This window comes from Mycolicibacterium sp. XJ1819, assembly GCF_053483675.1.
The window spans coordinates 1-18,785 of the sequence record NZ_JBEFST010000011.1 but is presented as its reverse complement, the minus strand read 5'-3'; the positions used below and the strand labels follow the sequence as shown (position 1 = coordinate 18,785).

The window sequence follows — 18,785 nt, the reverse complement described above, 5'->3', positions numbered from 1 at the left end:
CTCACAGCAGCCTCGAGTCGTGGACCAGTTCGTAGAGTCCGCCCACCCAGCACGCCAGCGGAACGACCGCCGCCAGGGCCACGTACTCCAGGATCTCGACGAGTCGCACTGCGGCGGGACTTCGGGCGCCTAGGTCGAGTCCGCACAGCAGCGCCACGGCGGCTGTGACGGCGGTCAGGGCCAGCCAATGCGCCTGTTCGGGTGCCGCCGCCGCCCACCATGCGAAACCTGCTGTGGCGCTGAGCAAGCCACATCCGTACAGCGCGACGCGACGTGTCGGATCGGAGTGGGTCCTGGCGCGCAGCGACAAGACCGCCGCGACGACCGCCGCGAACAGGACCGCCGCGACACAGAAGATCTGATCCGCGAGGACCGCGCCGCCGGCGCCGACTGCGGCGGTGATCGACGAGGCCGTGACCACTCCGGTCAACGTCGCGTGGGCGTGGTCGATGTGGTCCGCGCTGAGGTCGGCGACCGTATCCGCGGCCTTGCCGAGGCCCGGTGTCGGTGGACCGACGCCGGCGACGGCGATCGACAACCGAGGCGCGGCAGCCAAGACCGCCAGTGACAACGTGGCGAGCATGGCGCCTGCCGCCTGCGTCGGAAGCCCAAAGCCGACCGCCGCGGCCGACACGGTCGCGGTGAGTGCGCTCATGGTGATCAACACCGTCAAACAGGTTGTGCCACCGCTGATCACCCGTTGCAGGACAAGTGCCAACGAGAAGGACGCCGACGACGCGAGCAGAATCCGGGCCCAGGCCGCGTCGGCAGGCACGGCGACGAAACCCGCGAGGGCCGCGTAGGCCACGGCGAGCACGCCGAGGACGACCGGCACGTTCGGATCAGGGTGAACACGACGAAGGGTGAAGGCGCCCGCGGCGGCGGACACGGCCAGCCCGGTGGCGACGACGAGCGGGCCGATCGTGGCGGATCGGGTGGCCGACCAGCCGATGGCGATGGCGCCTGCCACGCCCAGGAGCAGACAACAGGACATCCGGGCCGTCGGCGGAAGCGCAGCGTCCGCGCGGATGTCGGCGGTGCGAGCCAGAGTGTGGGTCGGGTCGAACGGAAACCACTGCGGCGATACCGGCTCGGTGGTGGTGAGCAGCAGCACCGAGCCGTCGTCGACCCCGTTCTCGGCCAGCGTCAGCGACACGTCCAGCGGATCACCGCCCAGTGGTGTCAACCACCAGTGTTGTTCGTGCTCAACATCACCCAGACCGCGGTCGAAGAGGTCGACGATCGACGGGATGAGCTCGGCGACGGTGCTCTCTGCGGGCAGGACGACATCGACCGCGTCTGCTCCGTCCCGACCGAGCCGCTGCACTGTGAGCCGACATAGCGAATCTCGCACCGAATCCCCCCGATTGGTATCCGCGAATCACCGTAACCCCGTGCACAGATCGCCATGCGCGGCAAATTGATCGGCTGTGGATGGAACCCGACTCGCGGTCGGTGCGTCCATCAATTCGATGGAGTTTCTGCGCGAGCCGCGACGAACCGTGCCACCGATGGCGTGCGGCGACGTGGCGGTCGACCCTCCGCCACCGGTGCCGAAGCTGTTGCCCGCCAACCCGCTCAGTCGACTCCTGCCGATCGCCATGCTGGTGGCCTGCGTGGGGATGATGGCGGTGTATTTCACCTCGGGTGCGACGACGATGCGTAATCCGATGTTCATGTTCTTCCCGGTGATGATGCTGACGTCTGTGCTCGGCACGCTGGTCTCCGGGGCGCGCGGTGCCAACCGCACCGCCGAGGTCAATCGGGACCGACAGCGCTACCTGTGCTATCTGGACGGTCTGGACGCGGTCCTGGCCACGGCCACCGACGCGCAGCGGAGCTCGACGCGGTTTCGTCATCCGGAACCGAGTTCGCTGTGGACGCTGGTGGGCGGACCGCGGATGTGGGAGCGCGGGCCCGACGATCCCGACTTCTGCCTGATCCGCATAGGCTGCGGTGACACGGTGCCGTCCACCACCCTGGTGCCACCCGAACTCGGCGCCGACGAGGAGCCGGACCCGGTCACGGTGTCGGCCCTGCACAGGCTGCTCCATGTCCGCTCGTCGGTGCCCGACGTACCGATCACCCTGGCGCTGCGGGAATCTCGGCTGCTGACCGTCGACGGTGATCCGCAGGCAGCTCGGTCGCTGCTTCGCGCGATCGTGTGTCAACTGGCGGTTCTGCACGGACCCGACCACGTCGCGATCGCCGCGGTGGCCGACGCGGATACCCGTGCGGAGTGGGACTGGCTGAAATGGCTGCCTCACCACCAACACCCGCGCAGAGGCGACGGGGCCGGCGCGATGCGGCTGGCCTATCGGAATCTCGGCGACGCCACGGCGGAGGCCGGAGACGACGGCCGCCACCTGCTGATCGTGATGGATGGCGGGACCCCCTTCGGGCCGTTACCCGCCGCGGGCGTCACCGTTCTCGCGGTGGGCATGGATCACGACGCATCCCGGGCCGACGAGCGACGGGTACTGCACGTGTGCGCAGGATGGGTGAGGACCGTCGGCGAGACCGAGCAAGTTGGCGCACAGGCCGATGCGCTGACGCGCACCCAGGCCGAGGTGTGCGCTCGTCGACTGGCGCCTTACCGGATCGCCGCGCCGGCGCCGGGCCGCGGTGCGCGTTCCCCGGCACCCGGGTGGCTTGCCCTGATGGGCATCGACGATCTGGTTGGTCTCGACCCCGACCAGCGATGGGCCTCAAGTGTCGGCGGACACGTCCGGCCAGCGCCCATCGGTGTTTCCGAGAGCGGCGCGTGCGTCGAACTCGACATCAATGAGGCCGCCCGCGGCGGTATGGGCCCACACGGACTGTGCGTAGGCGCGACGGGGTCAGGTAAGTCGGAACTGCTGCGCACGCTGGTGCTGGGCCTGATCACCGCGAACTCACCCGATGCGCTGAACCTGATCCTGGTCGACTTCAAGGGCGGCGCAACGTTTCTGGGCATGGAACGGGCACGGCACACCGCGGCCGTCATCACGAATCTGGCCGATGAGAGCCACCTGGTCAGTCGGATGCACGATGCGCTCACCGGGGAGATGATGCGCCGACAGGAACTGCTCCGGTCGGTGGGCAATTTCGCCAACGTCGGCGAGTACGCGCGGGCGCGTTCGACGGGCGCGCCGCTGCCGCCGCTGCCTGCGCTGTTCATCGTGGTCGACGAGTTCTCCGAACTGTTGAGTCAGCACCCGGAATTCGCCGAACTCTTCGTCACGATCGGCCGCCTCGGACGGTCGCTGGGCATGCATCTGCTGCTGGCCAGTCAGCGACTCGACGAGAGCAGACTGCGCGGACTGGAGACGCACCTGGCCTACCGCATCTGTCTGAAAACCTTCTCGGTCTCCGAATCACGTGCCGTTCTGGGCATGCCCGACGCGAGTCACCTGCCGAGCGCCCCCGGCGCGGCATATCTCAAGACCGCTTCCGGCGACCTCGTCCGCTTTCAGACCGCGTTCGTTTCGGGGCCTTCTCGACGATCCGAACGGCCCGCCGTCGCGCCGACGAGACCGGTGCGGCCGGCGGTGTTCACCGCCGCAACGGTGGGCCAGGTGCGCGACGACGCGGTCGCGGCAGCTACCGCTGCGAACGACGCCGGAGCACCGACGCTGCTGCACACCGTGCTGGACCGGGTTTCGGGCCACGGCACACCAGCACATCGGGTGTGGTTGCCTCCGTTGTCGGACCCGCCCACCCTGGACATGCTGCCGCACGACGGCTGTCCCCGCGGCGCGGCGGCGATCGGACTGGTCGACAATCCGCTCGAACAGCGCCATGACCTCCTGGTCGCCGACCTGTTCGGCGCATCGGGAAGTGTGGCGGTGGTGGGGGCGACACGGTCGGGCAAGTCGACCGCGGTGCGTACGCTCATCTTGGCGCTCGCGCAGCGGCACGACCCGACCGAGGTCGGCTTCTACTGTCTGGACTTCGGGGGTGGCGCGCTGGCGTCACTGAAACAACTCGGCCACGTCGGGGCGGTGGCCGGCCGCGGCGACGTCGACCTGTGCCGGCGCACGGTCGCGGTGGTGGAATCGGTGATTTCGGCGCGGGAGGCGCGGTTTCGCCGTCTGGGAATCGACTCCATGGCCGACTACCGACGGATGCGGGCGGCGGGGGATCCGGCGACGGCCGAGGACCCGTACGGTGACGTGTTCCTCGTCGTCGACGGATGGTCGACGCTGCGACAGGAGTTCGAGAATCTGGAGCCCGCCGTCACCGCCATCGCGGCCCGGGGACTGTCCTTCGGCGTACATGTCGTGGTGACGGCATCGCGGTGGGCCGAACTGCGCCCGGCGCTGAAGGATCAGCTCGCGACGCGCATCGAACTGCGTCTGGGCGACGCGGTCGACTCCGAGATGAACCGGCACCGGGCGCGCCTGCTGTCGGGGCGTCCGGCCGGGCGGGGGATCACCGCAGAGGGCCGTGAAATGGTCGTGGCCTTGCCGCGATGGGACGGCAGGCGCACCGCCGACGGCCTCACGGCGGCGATCGCCGAAACCGTCGCCCGGCTCACCGACCGGTGCGACGGGGCTCGCACGCCGCCGGTCAAACTGCTGCCCAACCGTGTCGAGTACCGCGACGTGATCTCGCGGGCGACCGGTCGCAACCTGCGCAGCCAGCCTCTGATCGGTATCGACGAACGTGAATTAGAACCAGTGACAGTCGATTTCGACGGGCATCCGCACCTGCTGATCCTCGGCGAACCGGGCTGCGGCAAGACCGCCGTGCTGCGCCTGCTGTGCCGCGAACTCACCCGTGTCAAGGGTCCGGACGAGGCCCGACTCGAACTGGTCGACTTCCGTAGAAGCCTGCTCGGTGTGGTCGAGTCCGAACACCTCGGCGGCTATGTCATGTCGCCGGCGGGGCTGGCGTCGCGGCTGCGTGCCGTCGTCGGCGACCTGCAATCCCGGATGCCCGACGAGTGCGTCACACAGCAACAGTTGCGCACACGGTCCTGGTGGTCGGGTCCGGAGGTCTATCTGGTTGTCGACGACTACGATCTGGCGGCCGCCGCCGCGGGCAACCCGCTGGCATCGCTGGCCGACTTGCTGCCCCACGCCTCAGATCTCGGCCTGCATGTCATCGTCGCCCGTCGCTCCGGCGGCGCGGCGCGGGCCATGTTCGACCCGGTGCTGGCCCGCCTTCGCGAGCTCGGTAGCGCGGGGTTGATGATGAGCGCCAGCGCGGATGACGGGGTGCTGCTCGGAACGGTGCGCCCGTCGCCGCTGCCGCCCGGGCGGGCGACACTGGTCAGTCGCGGCCAAGCGGATCAACTCGTCCAGGTGGCGTGGACCGACCCACCGTGACCGAGGTCGTCGTCGAGGTGGGACCCGGCACCGTCAGAGGTCCGAATGAGGCGTGCGCGGAATGGATTACCACCGCGATCGACTGTATCGACGACGAGATCGCGCTGCTCGACGACCGCCCGGTCACAGTCGCCAAGATCTGGGCCGAGTTGATGTCGACCGTCGCGGGCGACGGCGCCGACAAGATCACGCTCGTCTACCCGGCTTGGTGGTCGTCCTCGCGGATCTCCCTCGTGCGGCGCGCAGCAGATACCGCGGCGCCTTCGGTGCAGATGGTGCCGCAGACGACGATTCTGCGCCGTCTCGGCGATACGCGTGCGGCGATCGTCGAGCCGGCTGCGGAATTCGTCATCGTCTTTGGTCCCGGTATGCGCCGGCCCGTGGTCGCGCGGCGGTCAGGTGATGCGACAGCCGACGCGGAGGCGGTCGTCGTCGCTGTCGGTGCGGTCGCCGATGTGGTAGTCGGCGCGTCGGAAGGCATACCGGGAGGTGAGCGCCTCGGTTGGGAGATCACGAAACGTCTGCGCGCGACCGGTGCGCGGGTGACGGTTGTCGATGGGGACGGGCTGCGGTACGCCGCGGTCGGGGTGAGCGAGGCCGTCGAGTCCACCGCTCGGCGGACGCGGGGGCGGTTCGGACGTCGCGGGGCCGCGGTGCTGGCCGGCGTGGTGGCATCGGCCGCGGTGGGTGGCGGCGTCCTGATACGCCCGGCGGATCGGGAGGCGGCGGACATGCCGACGGCGTTGATGACCGAGGGCAGCGTGGCCGTCATGGTGCCTGCAGCCTGGCGGGTGCAACGCGTCACGTCGGGCCCGGGATCGGCTCGGGTGCAGGTGGTTTCGCCGAATGACCCGACGACGGCGCTGCACGTCACGCAATCGAAGGGTCCACCGACGGCCACCCTGGCCGAGGTGGCCGCAGCGCTGCACCGGGCGCTGGTAGACGAACCGGACGGGACCTTCGTGGACTTCAACCCCGCCGACCGGCGGGCCGGAAAAGCGGTGGTGACCTATCGCGAGGCGCGGGCGGACAAGAACGTCGGGTGGACGGTGCTGATCGACGGCCCGGTCCGCATCGCGATCGGCTGTCAGAGCGCACCCGGACGCGAACACCTTGTGCGTGCGGCTTGCGATCACGCCGTCCGTACGGCGCATTACCTCCACTGAAGAACTTCGGTGTCGCGTGGAACCGCAGGGTCGCCGCCCGCGTCGAACTCTGTAGAAGCACAAACACGACAGGAAAGGACGCCCATGACCACACCCGCGGGTGGACCTCTGACCACTGACTTCGGCCTGATGACCGCGGTCGCGAACAAGACCGACGCGCGTAACGAGGAGATCCGCGCGATGCTTCAGTCGTTCATCGGGCGGATGAGCGGCGTGCCGCCGTCGGTATGGGGCGGAGTGGCCGCCTCCCGATTCCGGGAGGTCGTGGAGCGGTGGAATGCCGAATCGGTCAAACTGCACGCCGCGCTGCAACGAATCGCGGAAACCATCCGGCTGAACCAACAGACGCTTCACGAAGCCGCCGAAAGCCACTCGCACCAAATCGGTGCGGTCGCCCACCATCTCTGAGGAGTTGCAGTGTCCGACGTGCTCTCGTACAACTTCGACGAGATCGAGTACACCATCCGTCAGGAGATCCACTCGACCTCCGCCCGACTGAACGCCGCGCTCGATGAACTGCGAGCACAGATCGCTCCTCTGCAGGAAGTGTGGACACGCGAGGCCGCCGCGGCGTACCGCGTCGAGCAGGCCCGGTGGCAACAGGCGGCGGGGGCACTCAACGAAATCCTGTTCAGCCTGGGAAATGCGGTGCGCGACGGCGCCGACGAGGTCGCCGCGACGGACCGCAGGGCGGCCACCGCCTGGGGTGCCTGACCAAAAGACTCTGTGTGGATCCGATTGGAGGGGAGACAACGGGTCGCCAGAAACAGTCTGTGTCACCGTGGCCGCGGACCGTCGGCCACGGTGACACGGACGCCGTCACTCGCAGGCGATGCCGTCGCCGTCGCGATCCAGATGCTCGCCGTAACCGTCCTGACCTTGCATGATCGGTGTGACGCCCGCTTCACGCGCTGCGGTGCAGTTCTTGTAATAGACATCGGCGCCGGCGGTTGCCGCGCCGACGCCCGCTGCCGCGCATACGAACGCCGAGACGATGAACAGTCGAAACATGTTGACTCCGTGATGATCTTGAATGGGCGACGGCAAGATGTCCGTCGTTTGGCACGGTAGGGACATTCGACGCCGAACGAATCCGGGGTTTCCCTACATTTGGCGAGATTTCCGGCCGGCGCGTTTCCGATGATTTCCTTGGCTAAGTAACGAAAAGCGTTGAGCGGCAGGACCGGCGATACGGGATGTCGTGATGTGCCGAGTGCGCGGCACTTACTTGAAAACGCAGACGTCCGGCCGAATTTGTCATAACTTTACTTACGCACGCTGACTGCGGCCGTCGAAAGGGTCGTAAGGGGGAATTGCCCGCACAGGAACAGGCGCGCCAGGCGCCGGCCCCTTCGATATCGACATGCCGCGACGGCCCGTCGGAGGCTGCGTGTGAGTCGTCGAGCGCTGGGGCAAACGGGCCCCAAGCTTGCTCTACAACAAATATTGACAAGAACGTCAATATATTCCAGCGTTCGCAAGCACCTGCTCAGATCAGGTGCACTGCATGCTCTTAGAGCAATGAGGGGGTTAGAACGTGGGGCGTGCCGCGGGGTGCCGTAGCGAACCTGCAAACCGAGATGTGGGTATTCGTTCCCGCCGATTTCTGCGCGCGGGTCACGGCGGCAATGTCATCACCGACTCTTCGGACGGAGTTGGTACGCGGCATTGACATGTCAGGGGGTGCGCGAATGTGCACTACGGAACTAGCGGAAAGTCGCAGCGATCATGAGTGATCAAGACACAACGAAAGCGCAGCATCGGGTACCGCAGGATAGGCATAAGGTCAGGAAGCGAGTGACCAGCGCGGCATTTGCGACGGGTCTCGCTCATTCGACCGGCCTCGGTTGGGTGATGACCCCAGAAGGTTCGATCGTCGCATTAGCTGCGCCGGCGACCGTATCCGGCCACGGCCTGCCGCAGCAGACAGGCGTCGGGGCCGAGGATCCGGAAGGGGCCGCGGATTATTTCGTCGCCGCCATCAAGGCCTGTGAGCTTGAGGAGGCGGGCAGTTGCTCGCCGGAGCGGGCCCACTCATTCCTTCGCGAAGCGATCACGCTGTTCAACCTCGCCACTGAAACGGCCTATCAACTGTTCCGGGGTACGGCCGTCAGCGTCGCCGGCCTGGTCGGCCTCGGCGAACTGGTAGATGCGGTGCTGCCCAAGAACTTCCCGGATATTCCGGGCGGTTTGGAGCCGCAACCGCAACCTGAACCCGAGCCTGAACCCGAACCCGAGCCCGAGCCTGAACCCGAGCCTGAGCCTGAGCCGGAGCCGGAGCCGGAGCCCGAGCCGGAGCCGGAGCCCGAACCTGAACCCGAGCCGGAGCCGGAGCCGGAGCCCGAACCCGAGCCGGAGCCCGAACCGGAGCCCGAGCCGGAGCCCGAACCCGAGCCCGAGTCTGAGCCGGAGCCCGAGCCGGAGCCCGAGCCCGAGCCCGAGCCGGAGCCGGAGCCTGAGCCGGAGCCCGAGCCCGAGCCGGAGCCCGAGCCCGAGCCGGAGCCCGAGCCTGAGCCGGAGCCCGAGCCCGAGCCGGAGCCCGAGCCTGAGCCGGAACCGGAACCGGAACCAGCACCGGAGCCCGAACCGGCATCGGAGCCCTAAGGGGAGCCACGGGCTGAGCCCGTCGGTCACACTCCGGTCGGTGGCCATTCGTCATCGGCCGGGGTGTGACCACCCACCACGCATCACCGCGATGGGGTCGAATCGTCAAGCAGGAAGCGGACAAAGCGATGTTGGATAGCATGGAGCGGACGTTGGAAGAAGCCGTCCTAGCGACCGAGGCCGGACGCCCAGCACCCGGGGAGGGGCCGGTGTCGGACATGCCCGCCGCCAAAGTCAAGCGCGCGTATCCGGGAAGCCTTGTGCTGTCGGAGGATCCGATGGTGGCCGTCATCGAAGATGTGCTCAGCCCCGACGAGATCGCTCACATCATCGACAGTGCCTCCGGCCGCATCCGCCAAGCCAAAGTCTCCTTTGACGACAAGTACGGGGTCGTGCCCGGCCGGTCGGGTGGCAACTGCTGGCTGCGCTACGACTCCGATCCGGTCGTTCGTCGCATCGGTGAACGCATCGCGGCCATCGTCGGTATCCCGTTGAGTCACGCCGAAGCCTTACAGGTGATTCACTACGGGCCCGAACAGGAGTACCGGCCCCACTTCGACGCCTACGACCTTTCGACACCCAAGGGCCGACGCTGCTGCCGTCAAGGCGGGCAGCGGTTGGTGACCGGGCTCGTCTACCTGAACGAAGTGGATGACGGTGGCGCGACGACGTTTCCGAAACTCAACCTCACCGTGGCTGCGCGGCCCGGCCGATTGCTGATCTTTCATGACGTCGGTGAGGACATCAATGTGCCGCACCCCGACAGTCTGCATGCCGGAAGCCCCGTGAGGCGGGGCGAGAAGTGGGCGTTCAACATCTGGTTCCACGCACGCCCGATGACCGAGGTGCAGGAGTTCAACTCCTTGCCGAGCGCGAGGCCGGCGCGAACGGTCCCGCCTCGTGATTCGATCGCGCTGGTCGTCAACCGCGCCGAACGCTTGTGGTGGCAGGCGCGCGACAACCTCAAGGACGATGCGGCCGCCGACGGAGTGGATTGCTGCTTCACCTACTGGGACACCTACGCCGGTTCGGAGGCCGACCTGTCCAGCGTGGACATCAACACCCGATTGGTGAAGTTGATCGACCGTCGGGTGAGCAACGCGTTGGCCCAGACGGCGGGCTTGGCCCCGTCGCAGCGGCCCGGCGGCAAGGCCATCGAGTTCAGCGCGCGTGCCTACGCCATGGTGTGGAACGGCGAGCTGCGCCTTTATGAGACCGGCCTCGCGATGACCCGGGGCGCGCAATCCGAGGTGCGGCCGGGATCTCAGGACCGCTCGTTCGTCGAGAACTTTCCGGCGATCCGCGACCTCGTCGCGCAGTTGCGGCCCGTCCTGTCCGAATGCATCGAGGCCTCCGATCGGGACCGTTATCTTCTGCTGGGTATCGACACGTCGCTTGGCGCTGACGGCACCGCCCAGTTGGTCGAGATCAGCACCTTTCCGAACTTCATCCATAGCCCCGAGGTGAACGCCGAGGTCAACGTGCCATTCTTCGAATCGGTACTGCGCACCGTCACCGGTCGCCAGGACCCCCGGTTCGAGCTGCTCTAGCCGTTTTGACCTGCGACGACGCCCGCAGGTAAGCTGCCTCGTTGGCGCGCGGTACGCCAGGGCCTCGGGTCAATGTCGGTCGCCGAGGACAGCCCCGCCGTCACGCCTGACCGGCACCCGGGTCACCGGGATCCAACCCGAGATGAAAGAGGTAGCGCTGTGCCTACGTACGCGCCGAAGGCGGGTGACACCACACGTTCGTGGTATGTCATCGACGCCACCGACGTGGTGCTCGGCCGGCTCGCCGTTGCGGCAGCAAATCTGTTGCGCGGCAAGCACAAGCCGACATTCACGCCCAACGTCGACGGAGGTGACTTCGTCATCATCGTCAACGCCGAGAAGGTCGCCATCAGCGGCGACAAGCTGCAGAACAAGTACGCCTACCGCCACTCGGGTTACCCCGGCGGGCTGCGGAAGCGGACGATCGGCGAATTGATGGAGCGGCATCCCGACCGCGTCGTGGAGAAGGCGATCCTCGGCATGCTGCCGAAGAACAAGCTGGGTCGCCAGATCAAGAAGAAGCTGCGGGTTTACGCGGGCCCGGACCACCCGCACAGTGCCCAGCAGCCGGTTCCGTACGAGATCAAGCAGGTGGCCCAGTGAGTGAAACGACCGAAGACGTGACCGAAGACGTGACCGAGACGGCCGCCGTGGAGACCTCTGAGACCCCCGAGGCCCACGAGACTCCCGAGACTGATGTGACTGAGACCGCCGCGCCGCGGGAACCGGTCATCATCGACCGCCCGGTGCAAACCGTCGGCCGCCGCAAGGAAGCCGTCGTCCGAGTCCGCTTGGTGCCCGGTACGGGCCAGTTCCATCTCGACGGACGCAGCCTGGAGGACTACTTCCCCAACAAGGTGCATCAGCAGCTCATCAAGGCCCCGCTGGTGACCGTCGACCGGCTGGACAGCTTCGACATCTACGCCCATCTCGATGGTGGCGGCCCGTCCGGGCAGGCAGGCGCGCTGCGTCTGGCCATCGCCCGGGCGCTGATCCTCGTGCAGCCCGAGGACCGGCCGGCACTGAAGAAGGCGGGCTTCTTGACCCGCGATCCGCGCGAGATCGAGCGGAAGAAGTACGGCCTCAAGAAGGCGCGCAAGGCGCCTCAGTACAGCAAGCGCTGATCAATCGATCGGAGACCGCCGGGTGCCCTCGTGGTGCCCGGCGGTTTTTCTTTGACGTCCTGACCTGCGGGTACGGCTCAATTGTGAAAATTTGGTTTGAATCTCGCACCGATCGTGAATAAACCGGGGTCGAGGCGTCAGCGCTGCATGCGCGGCAGCCGCTCTGCCACCGGAACGAAGTCAGTCGCTTCGTTGGGGGATCCGGATTGGCGCCTCCCGACTGAAAAGGAGCAACCATGAGAAACATCGCAAAGAACGCTGCCGCGGGTGCGGTACTCGGTGGATCGCTGCTGTTCGCCGCCGGCCTGGGCCTGGCGAACGCTCAGCCGGACACCACCCAGGACGGCCAGGTCAACGTGGTGATCGGAACCGCAGGCGTGCTCGAGGACGTCGACGTGGCCGCCGCGGCTCAGATCGCGGCCGGCGTCTGCGACGTCGAGGTCGACCAGGTGACCAGCGTGGTCGAGTCCGTCGAGGCCAATGGCGGCCAGCAGAACGTCTGCACGAACAACCTCGGCGCGGTTTCCGTGCAGCAGAATGGCCCCGGCCAGTCTGAGAACGCGCCTGGTCAGGCAGGGGAGACCCCCACTGCACCGGCCTCGCCGACGACGTCGGCGGAGCAGACCGAGGAGCCCTCGGCCGACCAGAACTAACCGACAGCGACTCACCGTCCGCGTCCTCCGCCCGGATGCGGGCGGTGAGCCGTCTTCGATTGCGTTTCCGTACCGATTGAGCGGCGGCACGGGTGCCGACGTCGGCGGTTGGCACCTTGGGCCCGGTTTGTGAGAAGTTTGTCGACATGGCACGACTGTTCGGCACCGACGGGGTGCGCGGCGTCGCCAACCAGGATCTGACGGCCGAGTTGGCGCTGGCCGTCGGTGCCGCGGCGGCGCGGCGACTCGGCAGCATCGGCGGCGGGCAGGCCCGCAGGGTCGCCGTGGTGGGTCGTGATCCGCGCGCCAGCGGCGAGATGCTCGAAGCCGCCGTCATCGCCGGCCTGACCAGCGAGGGCGTGGACGCGCTGCGCGTCGGCGTGCTGCCGACGCCCGCGGTGGCCTATCTGACCAGCGCCTACGACGCCGATTTCGGCGTGATGATCAGTGCCTCGCACAACCCGATGCCCGACAACGGCCTCAAGATCTTCGGGCCCGGAGGCCACAAGCTCGACGACGCCACCGAGGACCGCATCGAAGAACTGGTTCACCAGGGGCCCGGCGCCAGGCCGACCGGCCCGCGCATCGGGCGGGTCGTGGACGCCGAAGATGCGTTGGAGCGCTATCTGCGTCACGTCGGCAAGGCCGTCACCACCCGCCTCGACGACCTCACCGTCGTCGTCGACTGTGCGCACGGTGCCGCCTCGGAAGCCGCGCCGCGGGCTTATCGCGCCGCGGGCGCCAACGTCATCGCGATCAACGCCGAACCCGACGGGCTCAACATCAACGAACGCTGCGGTTCCACGCACCTGGACACGCTGCGGTCCGCCGTGGTGTCCTACGGTGCCGATCTCGGTCTGGCGCACGACGGCGACGCCGACCGCTGCCTGGCCGTCGACGCCGACGGGCGCGTCATCGACGGCGACGCCATCATGGTGGTTCTCGCGTTGGCGATGCGGGAGGCCGGCGAGCTCGCATCGAACACCTTGGTGACCACGGTGATGAGCAACCTCGGTCTGCACCTGGCCATGCGGTCGGCGGGCGTGGAGGTGCGCACCACCAGCGTCGGTGACCGGTACGTGCTGGAGGAGCTGCGTGCGGGGAAGTACTCCCTCGGCGGCGAACAATCCGGGCACATCGTGATGCCCGCGTTGGGCACCACCGGCGACGGTGTGGTGACCGGTCTGCGGCTGATGTCGCGGATGGCGCAGACGCGCAAACCCCTTGCCGAACTGGCCGCGCCGATGCAGACGCTGCCACAGGTGCTGATCAACGTCGAGGTGGCCGACAAGGCCACCGTCGCCGATGCCCCGTCGGTGCGTACCGCGGTTGCCCAAGTCGAAGCCGAGCTGGGTGACACCGGTCGAATCCTGTTGCGTCCCTCGGGAACCGAACAGGTGGTACGCGTCATGGTCGAGGCGGCCGACGAGGACACCGCACGCCAACTCGCCGTGCGAGTCGCCGAACAGGTCAGCGCGCAACGCTGACGAGGGAACCGGCGGGCCCTCGTCGTCGTCCAATCCATATATGGGAACAACTGACGTCGCACGCGTCGACGTGGCGGCGGTGCTCGATGTGGCGCGGAACTATCAGCTTGCCGCCGACGTCGTCGACGCCGCGGTTCGCACGCATCTGACGGGGCTGGGGTTCGACGGCGCGACCGCGGGCCGGAGGTATGTGGCGCACGGCGACGCGGTGCGGGCCGAGGTCGATCGCATCGTGGGTCAACTGCGGCAGTGGTCGCGAGCCGCCGCGGAGATCTCCGCCGCGCTGCGCGCATCGGCTCAGCGCTACGCCGACGCCGACGCTCACGCGGCCGTGCGGTTGGGGTAGCGATGACTGAGAACTTCGATGTCGCAGCTCGATTGGCGGCCGGAGGGCCTGGTGTGCGCGACGTCCAGGCCCTGGTGCTGGCCTGCCAGATGCTCGGTTACCAACACCCCGACCTCACCGCGCATCCAGCACAGGTGCCGGACTGGTACACCGCGGAGGACGGACTCGACCTGCAGACCTTGGACGCCGACTGCGCCGCGCTCAGTACCGCGGTGGCCGCCGTAGAGGACGCGCTCACCCGCCAGGATGCGCAACTGAATAGTCTCGCGGGCGCATGGCAGGGTGGCGGCGCGGTGGTGTCGCAGGAGTTCCTGAGCCGCCACGGCGAGGCGTCGGCGCTCGCGGCGGCCGGGGTTCGCGACGCGGCCCGTGTGCTCACCGAACTGCGTGACGGCCTGTGGCAGACCGTCGACGGGAAGGTCGCCGCGGCGCACGGCATCGACGAGCGCATCGAGGGGCAACGTGGGCCCTGGCTGGCGGCGGCGCACACCCTCGCCACCGGAACCGGCGACCGGGCGGTGGCCAGCGAGCTGATCGACCAGGAGGTGAAGCCGTTCGTCGACACGGCGATCGGTGGGGAATGGGTGGAGGCCATGCGCAGCGCGATCGCGGCGATCGAGACCGCATACGACGACGCCGTCGCCGAACTCAGCGGTGCAACCGATGCGACGTTCGACGTGCCCGGCGATCTCGGCCCGAGGTGGATACCGGCCGACTCCGACAGTGTCGCAACCACTCCCAATGCGGCCTCTGGAACACCGGCGTCACCTGGGGTGCCCGGTACGCCGATGACACCGGCCGGCTGGGCACCGCCCCCGCCCGCACCGGTGTCGGCTCCTGCGTCTGCTCCTGCGGCGCCGGTCGAGCCCGCGGCCGCGACGGCTCCGCCGCCGGCGCCGGCGCTCGGAGGGATGCCCGACATCGGAAGCGGACTGTCCGGATTCGCCCAGCAGCTCGATGACATGCTGGGTGGATTGTTCGGTTCGACGGACGACGCGCTGGCAGACCTACCCGAGGTCTCGGAGGTCTCCGCGGTAGACGAACCACTCGACCTCGAGGAAACGCCCGAACCGGATGAGCCCGACAGTGACGACGAAATCGGTGACGAGATCACCGACGAGGAGTCTCCGGACGAGGCCCCCGATGACGAATCCGCGACCGATCAGCCGGACGAGGAAGCGGACGCCAGCTGCGAACCCGCGCCCGAAGAAGCTCCGCCACCGGTGCCCGTCGCGGCTCAGCCACCTGTGGAACCGCCCCCACCGGTATCGTCGCCTGAACCGGCGTCGACCGCAGGAACGCCGTGCGAGATTGCCGCAGAGGAACTTCCGCAGGTAGGTGAGTGACGTCGATCCGTGTCAGGGCACGGCTTCGAGCCGATAACCCATCCCGCGCAGCGTGACGAATCGCTGCGCCCCAAGCTTGCGCCGCAGATAACGCACGTAGACGTCGACGACGTTGGAGCCGGGGTCGTAGTCGTAACCCCACACGTGGCTCAACAACTGTTCGCGCGAGAGCACCTGGCCCGGGTGACGCAGGAACACCTCCGCGAGCGCGAATTCGCGCGCCGACAGGTCCACCGTGCGACCGTCGACGTGCGCACGTCGGGTGCGCAGATCCAGCCGTAACCCGCCGTAGGACAACACCGTCAGCTCGTCGGTGCGCTCGGTGGTCAGCCGTAGCCGAACTCGGGCGAGCAGTTCCTCGAACCGAAAGGGCTTGGGCATGTAGTCGTCCGCGCCGCCTTCCAGGCTGGCAACGGTGTCGTGCACGCTGTCGCGCGCGGTCAGCACGATTACCGGGATGTGGTTGCCGGCGGTGCGCAGCTTGGCGAGCACCTCGAAACCGTCCATCTCCGGAAGCCCGATATCCAACACCATGAGGTCGAAGTCACCGGTCATCGCGTACTGATACGCCGACGACCCGTCAGCCACGACCGTGACGGTGAAGCCGTTGGCGGACAAGCCTTTCTGGACAAACGACGCGATACGCGCCTCGTCCTCTGCGATCAGGATACGGGCCATGGGTCCTCCGTGACGGCGGGGATGACGACCGCGAACGTCGCGCCGCGGCCGGGGACACTGTCAAGTACCACGTCGCCGCCGTGCGCGACCGCGACGGCGCGCACGATCGACAGACCGAGACCCGCGCCGTCCGAGCGTTGGCCGGCGCCGCGCGCGAAGCGCTCGAAGATCCGGACGCGGTCGGCGTCGCTGACTCCTGGACCCGAGTCCGACACCCAGAACCGCAGCCAATCTCCGGACAATTGCGATCCCACTCCGATCCACCCGCCCGGTTCGGTGAAGCGACATGCGTTGTCGGCCAACGCGACGAGCGCCTGGGTGATCCGTTGCGGATCGAGAACGGCAACGATTCGGGCCGAGGTCTCCAGCGTAAAGTCGCGTTCACAGAGTCGCGACAGCTTCTCGAACGCCTCCTGAGTGAGCGCGGAGACCTCGACGGCTTCGGGATGCAGGAACGACGGCTGTTCGGAGTGAGCCAACAGCAAAAGGTCTGACACCATCCGGTTCATCCGCATCAATTCGTCGTCGACAAGCGCCACCGTCGCGCGGACATCATCGGGGTCGTCGGCGTCGACCACCTCCAGATGCCCGCGCACGATCGTGATCGGCGTTCGCAGTTCGTGGCCGGCGTCGTCGATGAACCGACGCTGCGCAGACACGCCGGCCTCGACCCGGTCTAGCATTCCGTTGATCGTGGTGACCACGGCGTCCAGTTCGTCGGGTCGATCGGAGTGCCGAGTCGGGATGCGAAGCGAGAGGTCGGTATCGGTGATGTGGCGTGTCCACGACATCGCGCAACGGTCGCAGGATGCGGCCCGCCAGCACCCAGGCCGCCCCGGCCGCGCCGACCGTCGTAATCGAACCCGCCAGCAGCATCAGGCGTGCGGCGTCGTTGGCGCTTTCGCGCTCCTCGTCGGCGAGGTAGGCGGCGACGATCACGCCGTGAGCGGGATCGTCCCGCAATGTCACGGGTATCGCGAGGTAACGAACCTCGCCGACCTCGGGATGCTCGTAGCGCCCCTCGACCGGTTCCGGTGTCGCCGCGACGCGCTCGGCGAACGCCCTATCGCGCGCGAGAACCTCTGAGGTACCGGGTTCCTGTCTGCTCTGGGTGCGGTATTGCCCATCGACGTAGCCGAGGAACTTCTCGTTGGGACGGGCCAGGTTGTAGGCGATCGCCTCGCGAATCACCTCGTCGACGGACTGGAAAGGTGCGCCGGTGCGCGGATTCACCCCGGGTGAGGTCAATTCGGCGAATTCCCTGACCTCGGTGCGCAGTGCGTCGTCCATCCGAGCGTCGATGGACGACACCAGAAGTCGCCAGGTCACAAACGTCACGACGCCGAGAGAGGTCAGTACCAACAGCAGGACCCAGCCGATGATCCTGGTGCGCGCCGCCGAGGGCAGTACGCGTCGCCACAATCGAACAGGGGCGGGTCGCTCGGTATGAACAGTCATCGGCTTTCCTGGGCCAGGGTTACCCACCATCCTGCCCGGTCACGTTGCCTCAGTCGTCGTCGTCGTCATCGTCGTCGTCGTCGTCCCACTCGACGGCCGGTGGTGGGGGCGGAACGTCGTCGACGACCGGTGGTGGCGGAAGGACCTGCGAAGCCGCATCCGGGACCACCGTCGGGGACCCAGGGGGCACGGTGTCCTCGACGGCAGGAGCCTCGACGGTGATCGGCTGAAGTGGCTCACTGCCGGCGCTCGGCCGGAAGAGCACGGTCGCGATGCCGATGAGGCCGCCGACCAGCAAGACCGTCGTCACGATGATTGCTCGGCGCATACGGTCGATCCTCGACAAACGGCGTTGACCCCAGGTGAGAGCTACATGAGAACGTTCTCATCTGATCGTTGTCGATGGAGTACGGTCCTCCCGTGAAACTGCGGGTGTTGGAAGTCGTTGTTCTGTTCGTCCTGGGCGCGGCGGCGTCGCTGGTCGGTGACCACAGCCACGTCGTTACCGGAACCACCGAGTACTTCACCGACGCAGTGCCGTTCGTGTGGAGCAGCCCGATCTGGTTTCCGCTGTTGGTCGGACTCGCGACCGTGTCCATCGCCGAACTGCGGTTGCATCTGCCCGCGGTGCGGGCATCGGCGACACTGCGGCAATGCGTGGCCGGGGTGGCAGCGGTGCTGGGCATCTACATGTTGACCGCGCTTCTCCACTCGTCGCCGGCGCTGCCCACCACGGTGCTGATCCTGATGCTGGCAATCGTCACCTGGTGCGTGCTCGGCGACGGGCCCGGTGCAATATGTGGGGCGTTGGCGGCGGTCATCGGGCCGCTCGTCGAGGTGCTGATCGCCAATACCGGAGTATTCGCCTATAACGATGACTCCGATCACCTGCTCGGGGTAGGACATTGGCTACCGCCGTTGTACTTCGCGTTCGGCGTGGTGGTCGCGATGCTGGGCGAGTTCGTCGCCAAGGACCGTCGTTCGGCCACAGGCGAGAAACAAAAGTGACCCTATTCAACTATGGGTTGGAGGGGGTGTTGTCGTTTGTTGGTGCCCGTCAG

Annotated in this window: 19 protein-coding genes; 14 read left to right on the top strand and 5 right to left on the bottom strand. The window is 67.5% G+C overall.

Features of this window, described 5'->3' with window-relative positions:
- Position 1 precedes the first annotated feature (1 nt).
- Complete coding sequence (gene eccD, locus ABQE89_RS13395) at positions 2-1,354, bottom strand: type VII secretion integral membrane protein EccD (RefSeq protein WP_448417245.1); 1,353 nt, start codon at positions 1,352-1,354, stop codon at positions 2-4.
- Positions 1,355-1,472: 118 nt separating this feature from the next.
- On the opposite strand from eccD, the gene eccCa reads away from it, so the two are divergent.
- From eccCa to ABQE89_RS13375, 4 genes are all read left to right on the top strand, one after another.
- Positions 1,473-5,312 (top strand): type VII secretion protein EccCa, encoded by a 3,840-nt coding sequence (gene eccCa, locus ABQE89_RS13390; RefSeq protein WP_448417597.1) that lies wholly within the window; start codon positions 1,473-1,475, stop codon positions 5,310-5,312.
- Entirely contained in the window at positions 5,294-6,478 is a 1,185-nt protein-coding gene (locus ABQE89_RS13385) for a type VII secretion-associated protein (RefSeq protein WP_448417243.1), read from the top strand. Before eccCa ends, ABQE89_RS13385 begins: the two co-directional genes overlap by 19 nt.
- Positions 6,479-6,562: 84 nt before the next feature.
- Positions 6,563-6,886 carry a WXG100 family type VII secretion target gene (locus ABQE89_RS13380; RefSeq protein ID WP_448417241.1) on the top strand — a complete coding sequence of 108 codons (324 nt, stop codon included), beginning with the start codon at positions 6,563-6,565 and terminating at the stop codon, positions 6,884-6,886.
- Positions 6,887-6,895: 9 nt separating this feature from the next.
- Positions 6,896-7,192 (top strand): WXG100 family type VII secretion target, encoded by a 297-nt coding sequence (locus ABQE89_RS13375; protein WP_448417239.1) that lies wholly within the window; start codon positions 6,896-6,898, stop codon positions 7,190-7,192.
- A gap of 105 nt (positions 7,193-7,297) precedes the next feature.
- On the opposite strand, the gene ABQE89_RS13370 is transcribed toward ABQE89_RS13375, so the two are convergent.
- Positions 7,298-7,489 (bottom strand): excalibur calcium-binding domain-containing protein, encoded by a 192-nt coding sequence (locus tag ABQE89_RS13370; RefSeq protein ID WP_448417237.1) that lies wholly within the window; start codon positions 7,487-7,489, stop codon positions 7,298-7,300.
- Between the two features lie 786 nt (positions 7,490-8,275).
- On the opposite strand from ABQE89_RS13370, the gene ABQE89_RS13365 reads away from it, so the two are divergent.
- From ABQE89_RS13365 to ABQE89_RS13330, 8 genes are all read left to right on the top strand, one after another.
- On the top strand, positions 8,276-9,082 hold the full coding sequence (locus ABQE89_RS13365) for a hypothetical protein (protein WP_448417235.1): 807 nt from the start codon (positions 8,276-8,278) through the stop codon (positions 9,080-9,082).
- 140 nt (positions 9,083-9,222) lie between these two features.
- A complete protein-coding gene (locus ABQE89_RS13360; RefSeq protein WP_448417233.1) occupies positions 9,223-10,632 on the top strand; it encodes a prolyl hydroxylase family protein in 1,410 nt (469 codons plus the stop codon).
- Between the two features lie 159 nt (positions 10,633-10,791).
- Complete coding sequence (rplM, locus tag ABQE89_RS13355) at positions 10,792-11,235, top strand: 50S ribosomal protein L13 (protein WP_448417231.1); 444 nt, start codon at positions 10,792-10,794, stop codon at positions 11,233-11,235.
- A 47-nt stretch (positions 11,236-11,282) separates the two neighbouring features.
- A complete protein-coding gene (gene rpsI / locus ABQE89_RS13350) occupies positions 11,283-11,756 on the top strand; it encodes a 30S ribosomal protein S9 (RefSeq protein WP_448417595.1) in 474 nt (157 codons plus the stop codon).
- Between the two features lie 236 nt (positions 11,757-11,992).
- The gene (locus ABQE89_RS13345; RefSeq protein WP_448417229.1) at positions 11,993-12,409 is read left to right on the top strand and encodes a hypothetical protein; all 417 of its coding nucleotides are present in this window, start codon (positions 11,993-11,995) and stop codon (positions 12,407-12,409) included.
- Positions 12,410-12,555: 146 nt separating this feature from the next.
- On the top strand, positions 12,556-13,896 hold the full coding sequence (gene glmM / locus ABQE89_RS13340; RefSeq protein WP_448417227.1) for a phosphoglucosamine mutase: 1,341 nt from the start codon (positions 12,556-12,558) through the stop codon (positions 13,894-13,896).
- A 40-nt stretch (positions 13,897-13,936) separates the two neighbouring features.
- Positions 13,937-14,242: a type VII secretion target gene (locus tag ABQE89_RS13335; protein WP_448417225.1), complete on the top strand. Its 306-nt coding sequence runs from the start codon at positions 13,937-13,939 to the stop codon at positions 14,240-14,242.
- 2 nt (positions 14,243-14,244) lie between these two features.
- The gene (locus ABQE89_RS13330; protein WP_448417223.1) at positions 14,245-15,588 is read left to right on the top strand and encodes a hypothetical protein; all 1,344 of its coding nucleotides are present in this window, start codon (positions 14,245-14,247) and stop codon (positions 15,586-15,588) included.
- 12 nt (positions 15,589-15,600) lie between these two features.
- Here ABQE89_RS13330 and ABQE89_RS13325 read toward each other — a convergent pair whose 3' ends face one another.
- Positions 15,601-16,266, bottom strand: a complete 666-nt coding sequence (locus tag ABQE89_RS13325) for a response regulator transcription factor (RefSeq protein ID WP_448417221.1) — start codon at positions 16,264-16,266, stop codon at positions 15,601-15,603.
- Positions 16,251-17,057, bottom strand: coding sequence for a sensor histidine kinase (locus ABQE89_RS13320; RefSeq protein WP_448417219.1), 807 nt, complete (start codon positions 17,055-17,057; stop codon positions 16,251-16,253). Before ABQE89_RS13320 ends, ABQE89_RS13325 begins: the two co-directional genes overlap by 16 nt.
- Here ABQE89_RS13320 and ABQE89_RS13315 point away from each other — a divergent pair.
- Complete coding sequence (locus ABQE89_RS13315; protein ID WP_448417217.1) at positions 17,035-17,352, top strand: hypothetical protein; 318 nt, start codon at positions 17,035-17,037, stop codon at positions 17,350-17,352. The two genes, ABQE89_RS13320 and ABQE89_RS13315, sit on opposite strands and share 23 nt — an antisense overlap.
- Positions 17,353-17,773: 421 nt before the next feature.
- Here the strand turns inward: ABQE89_RS13315 and ABQE89_RS13310 are convergent, their stop codons facing one another.
- Positions 17,774-18,052 carry a hypothetical protein gene (locus ABQE89_RS13310; protein WP_448417215.1) on the bottom strand — a complete coding sequence of 93 codons (279 nt, stop codon included), beginning with the start codon at positions 18,050-18,052 and terminating at the stop codon, positions 17,774-17,776.
- Positions 18,053-18,144: 92 nt separating this feature from the next.
- Between ABQE89_RS13310 and ABQE89_RS13305 the strand changes: the two genes are divergently transcribed.
- Positions 18,145-18,732: a diacylglycerol-binding protein gene (locus ABQE89_RS13305; RefSeq protein WP_448417213.1), complete on the top strand. Its 588-nt coding sequence runs from the start codon at positions 18,145-18,147 to the stop codon at positions 18,730-18,732.
- The last annotated feature ends 53 nt before the right edge of the window (positions 18,733-18,785 follow it).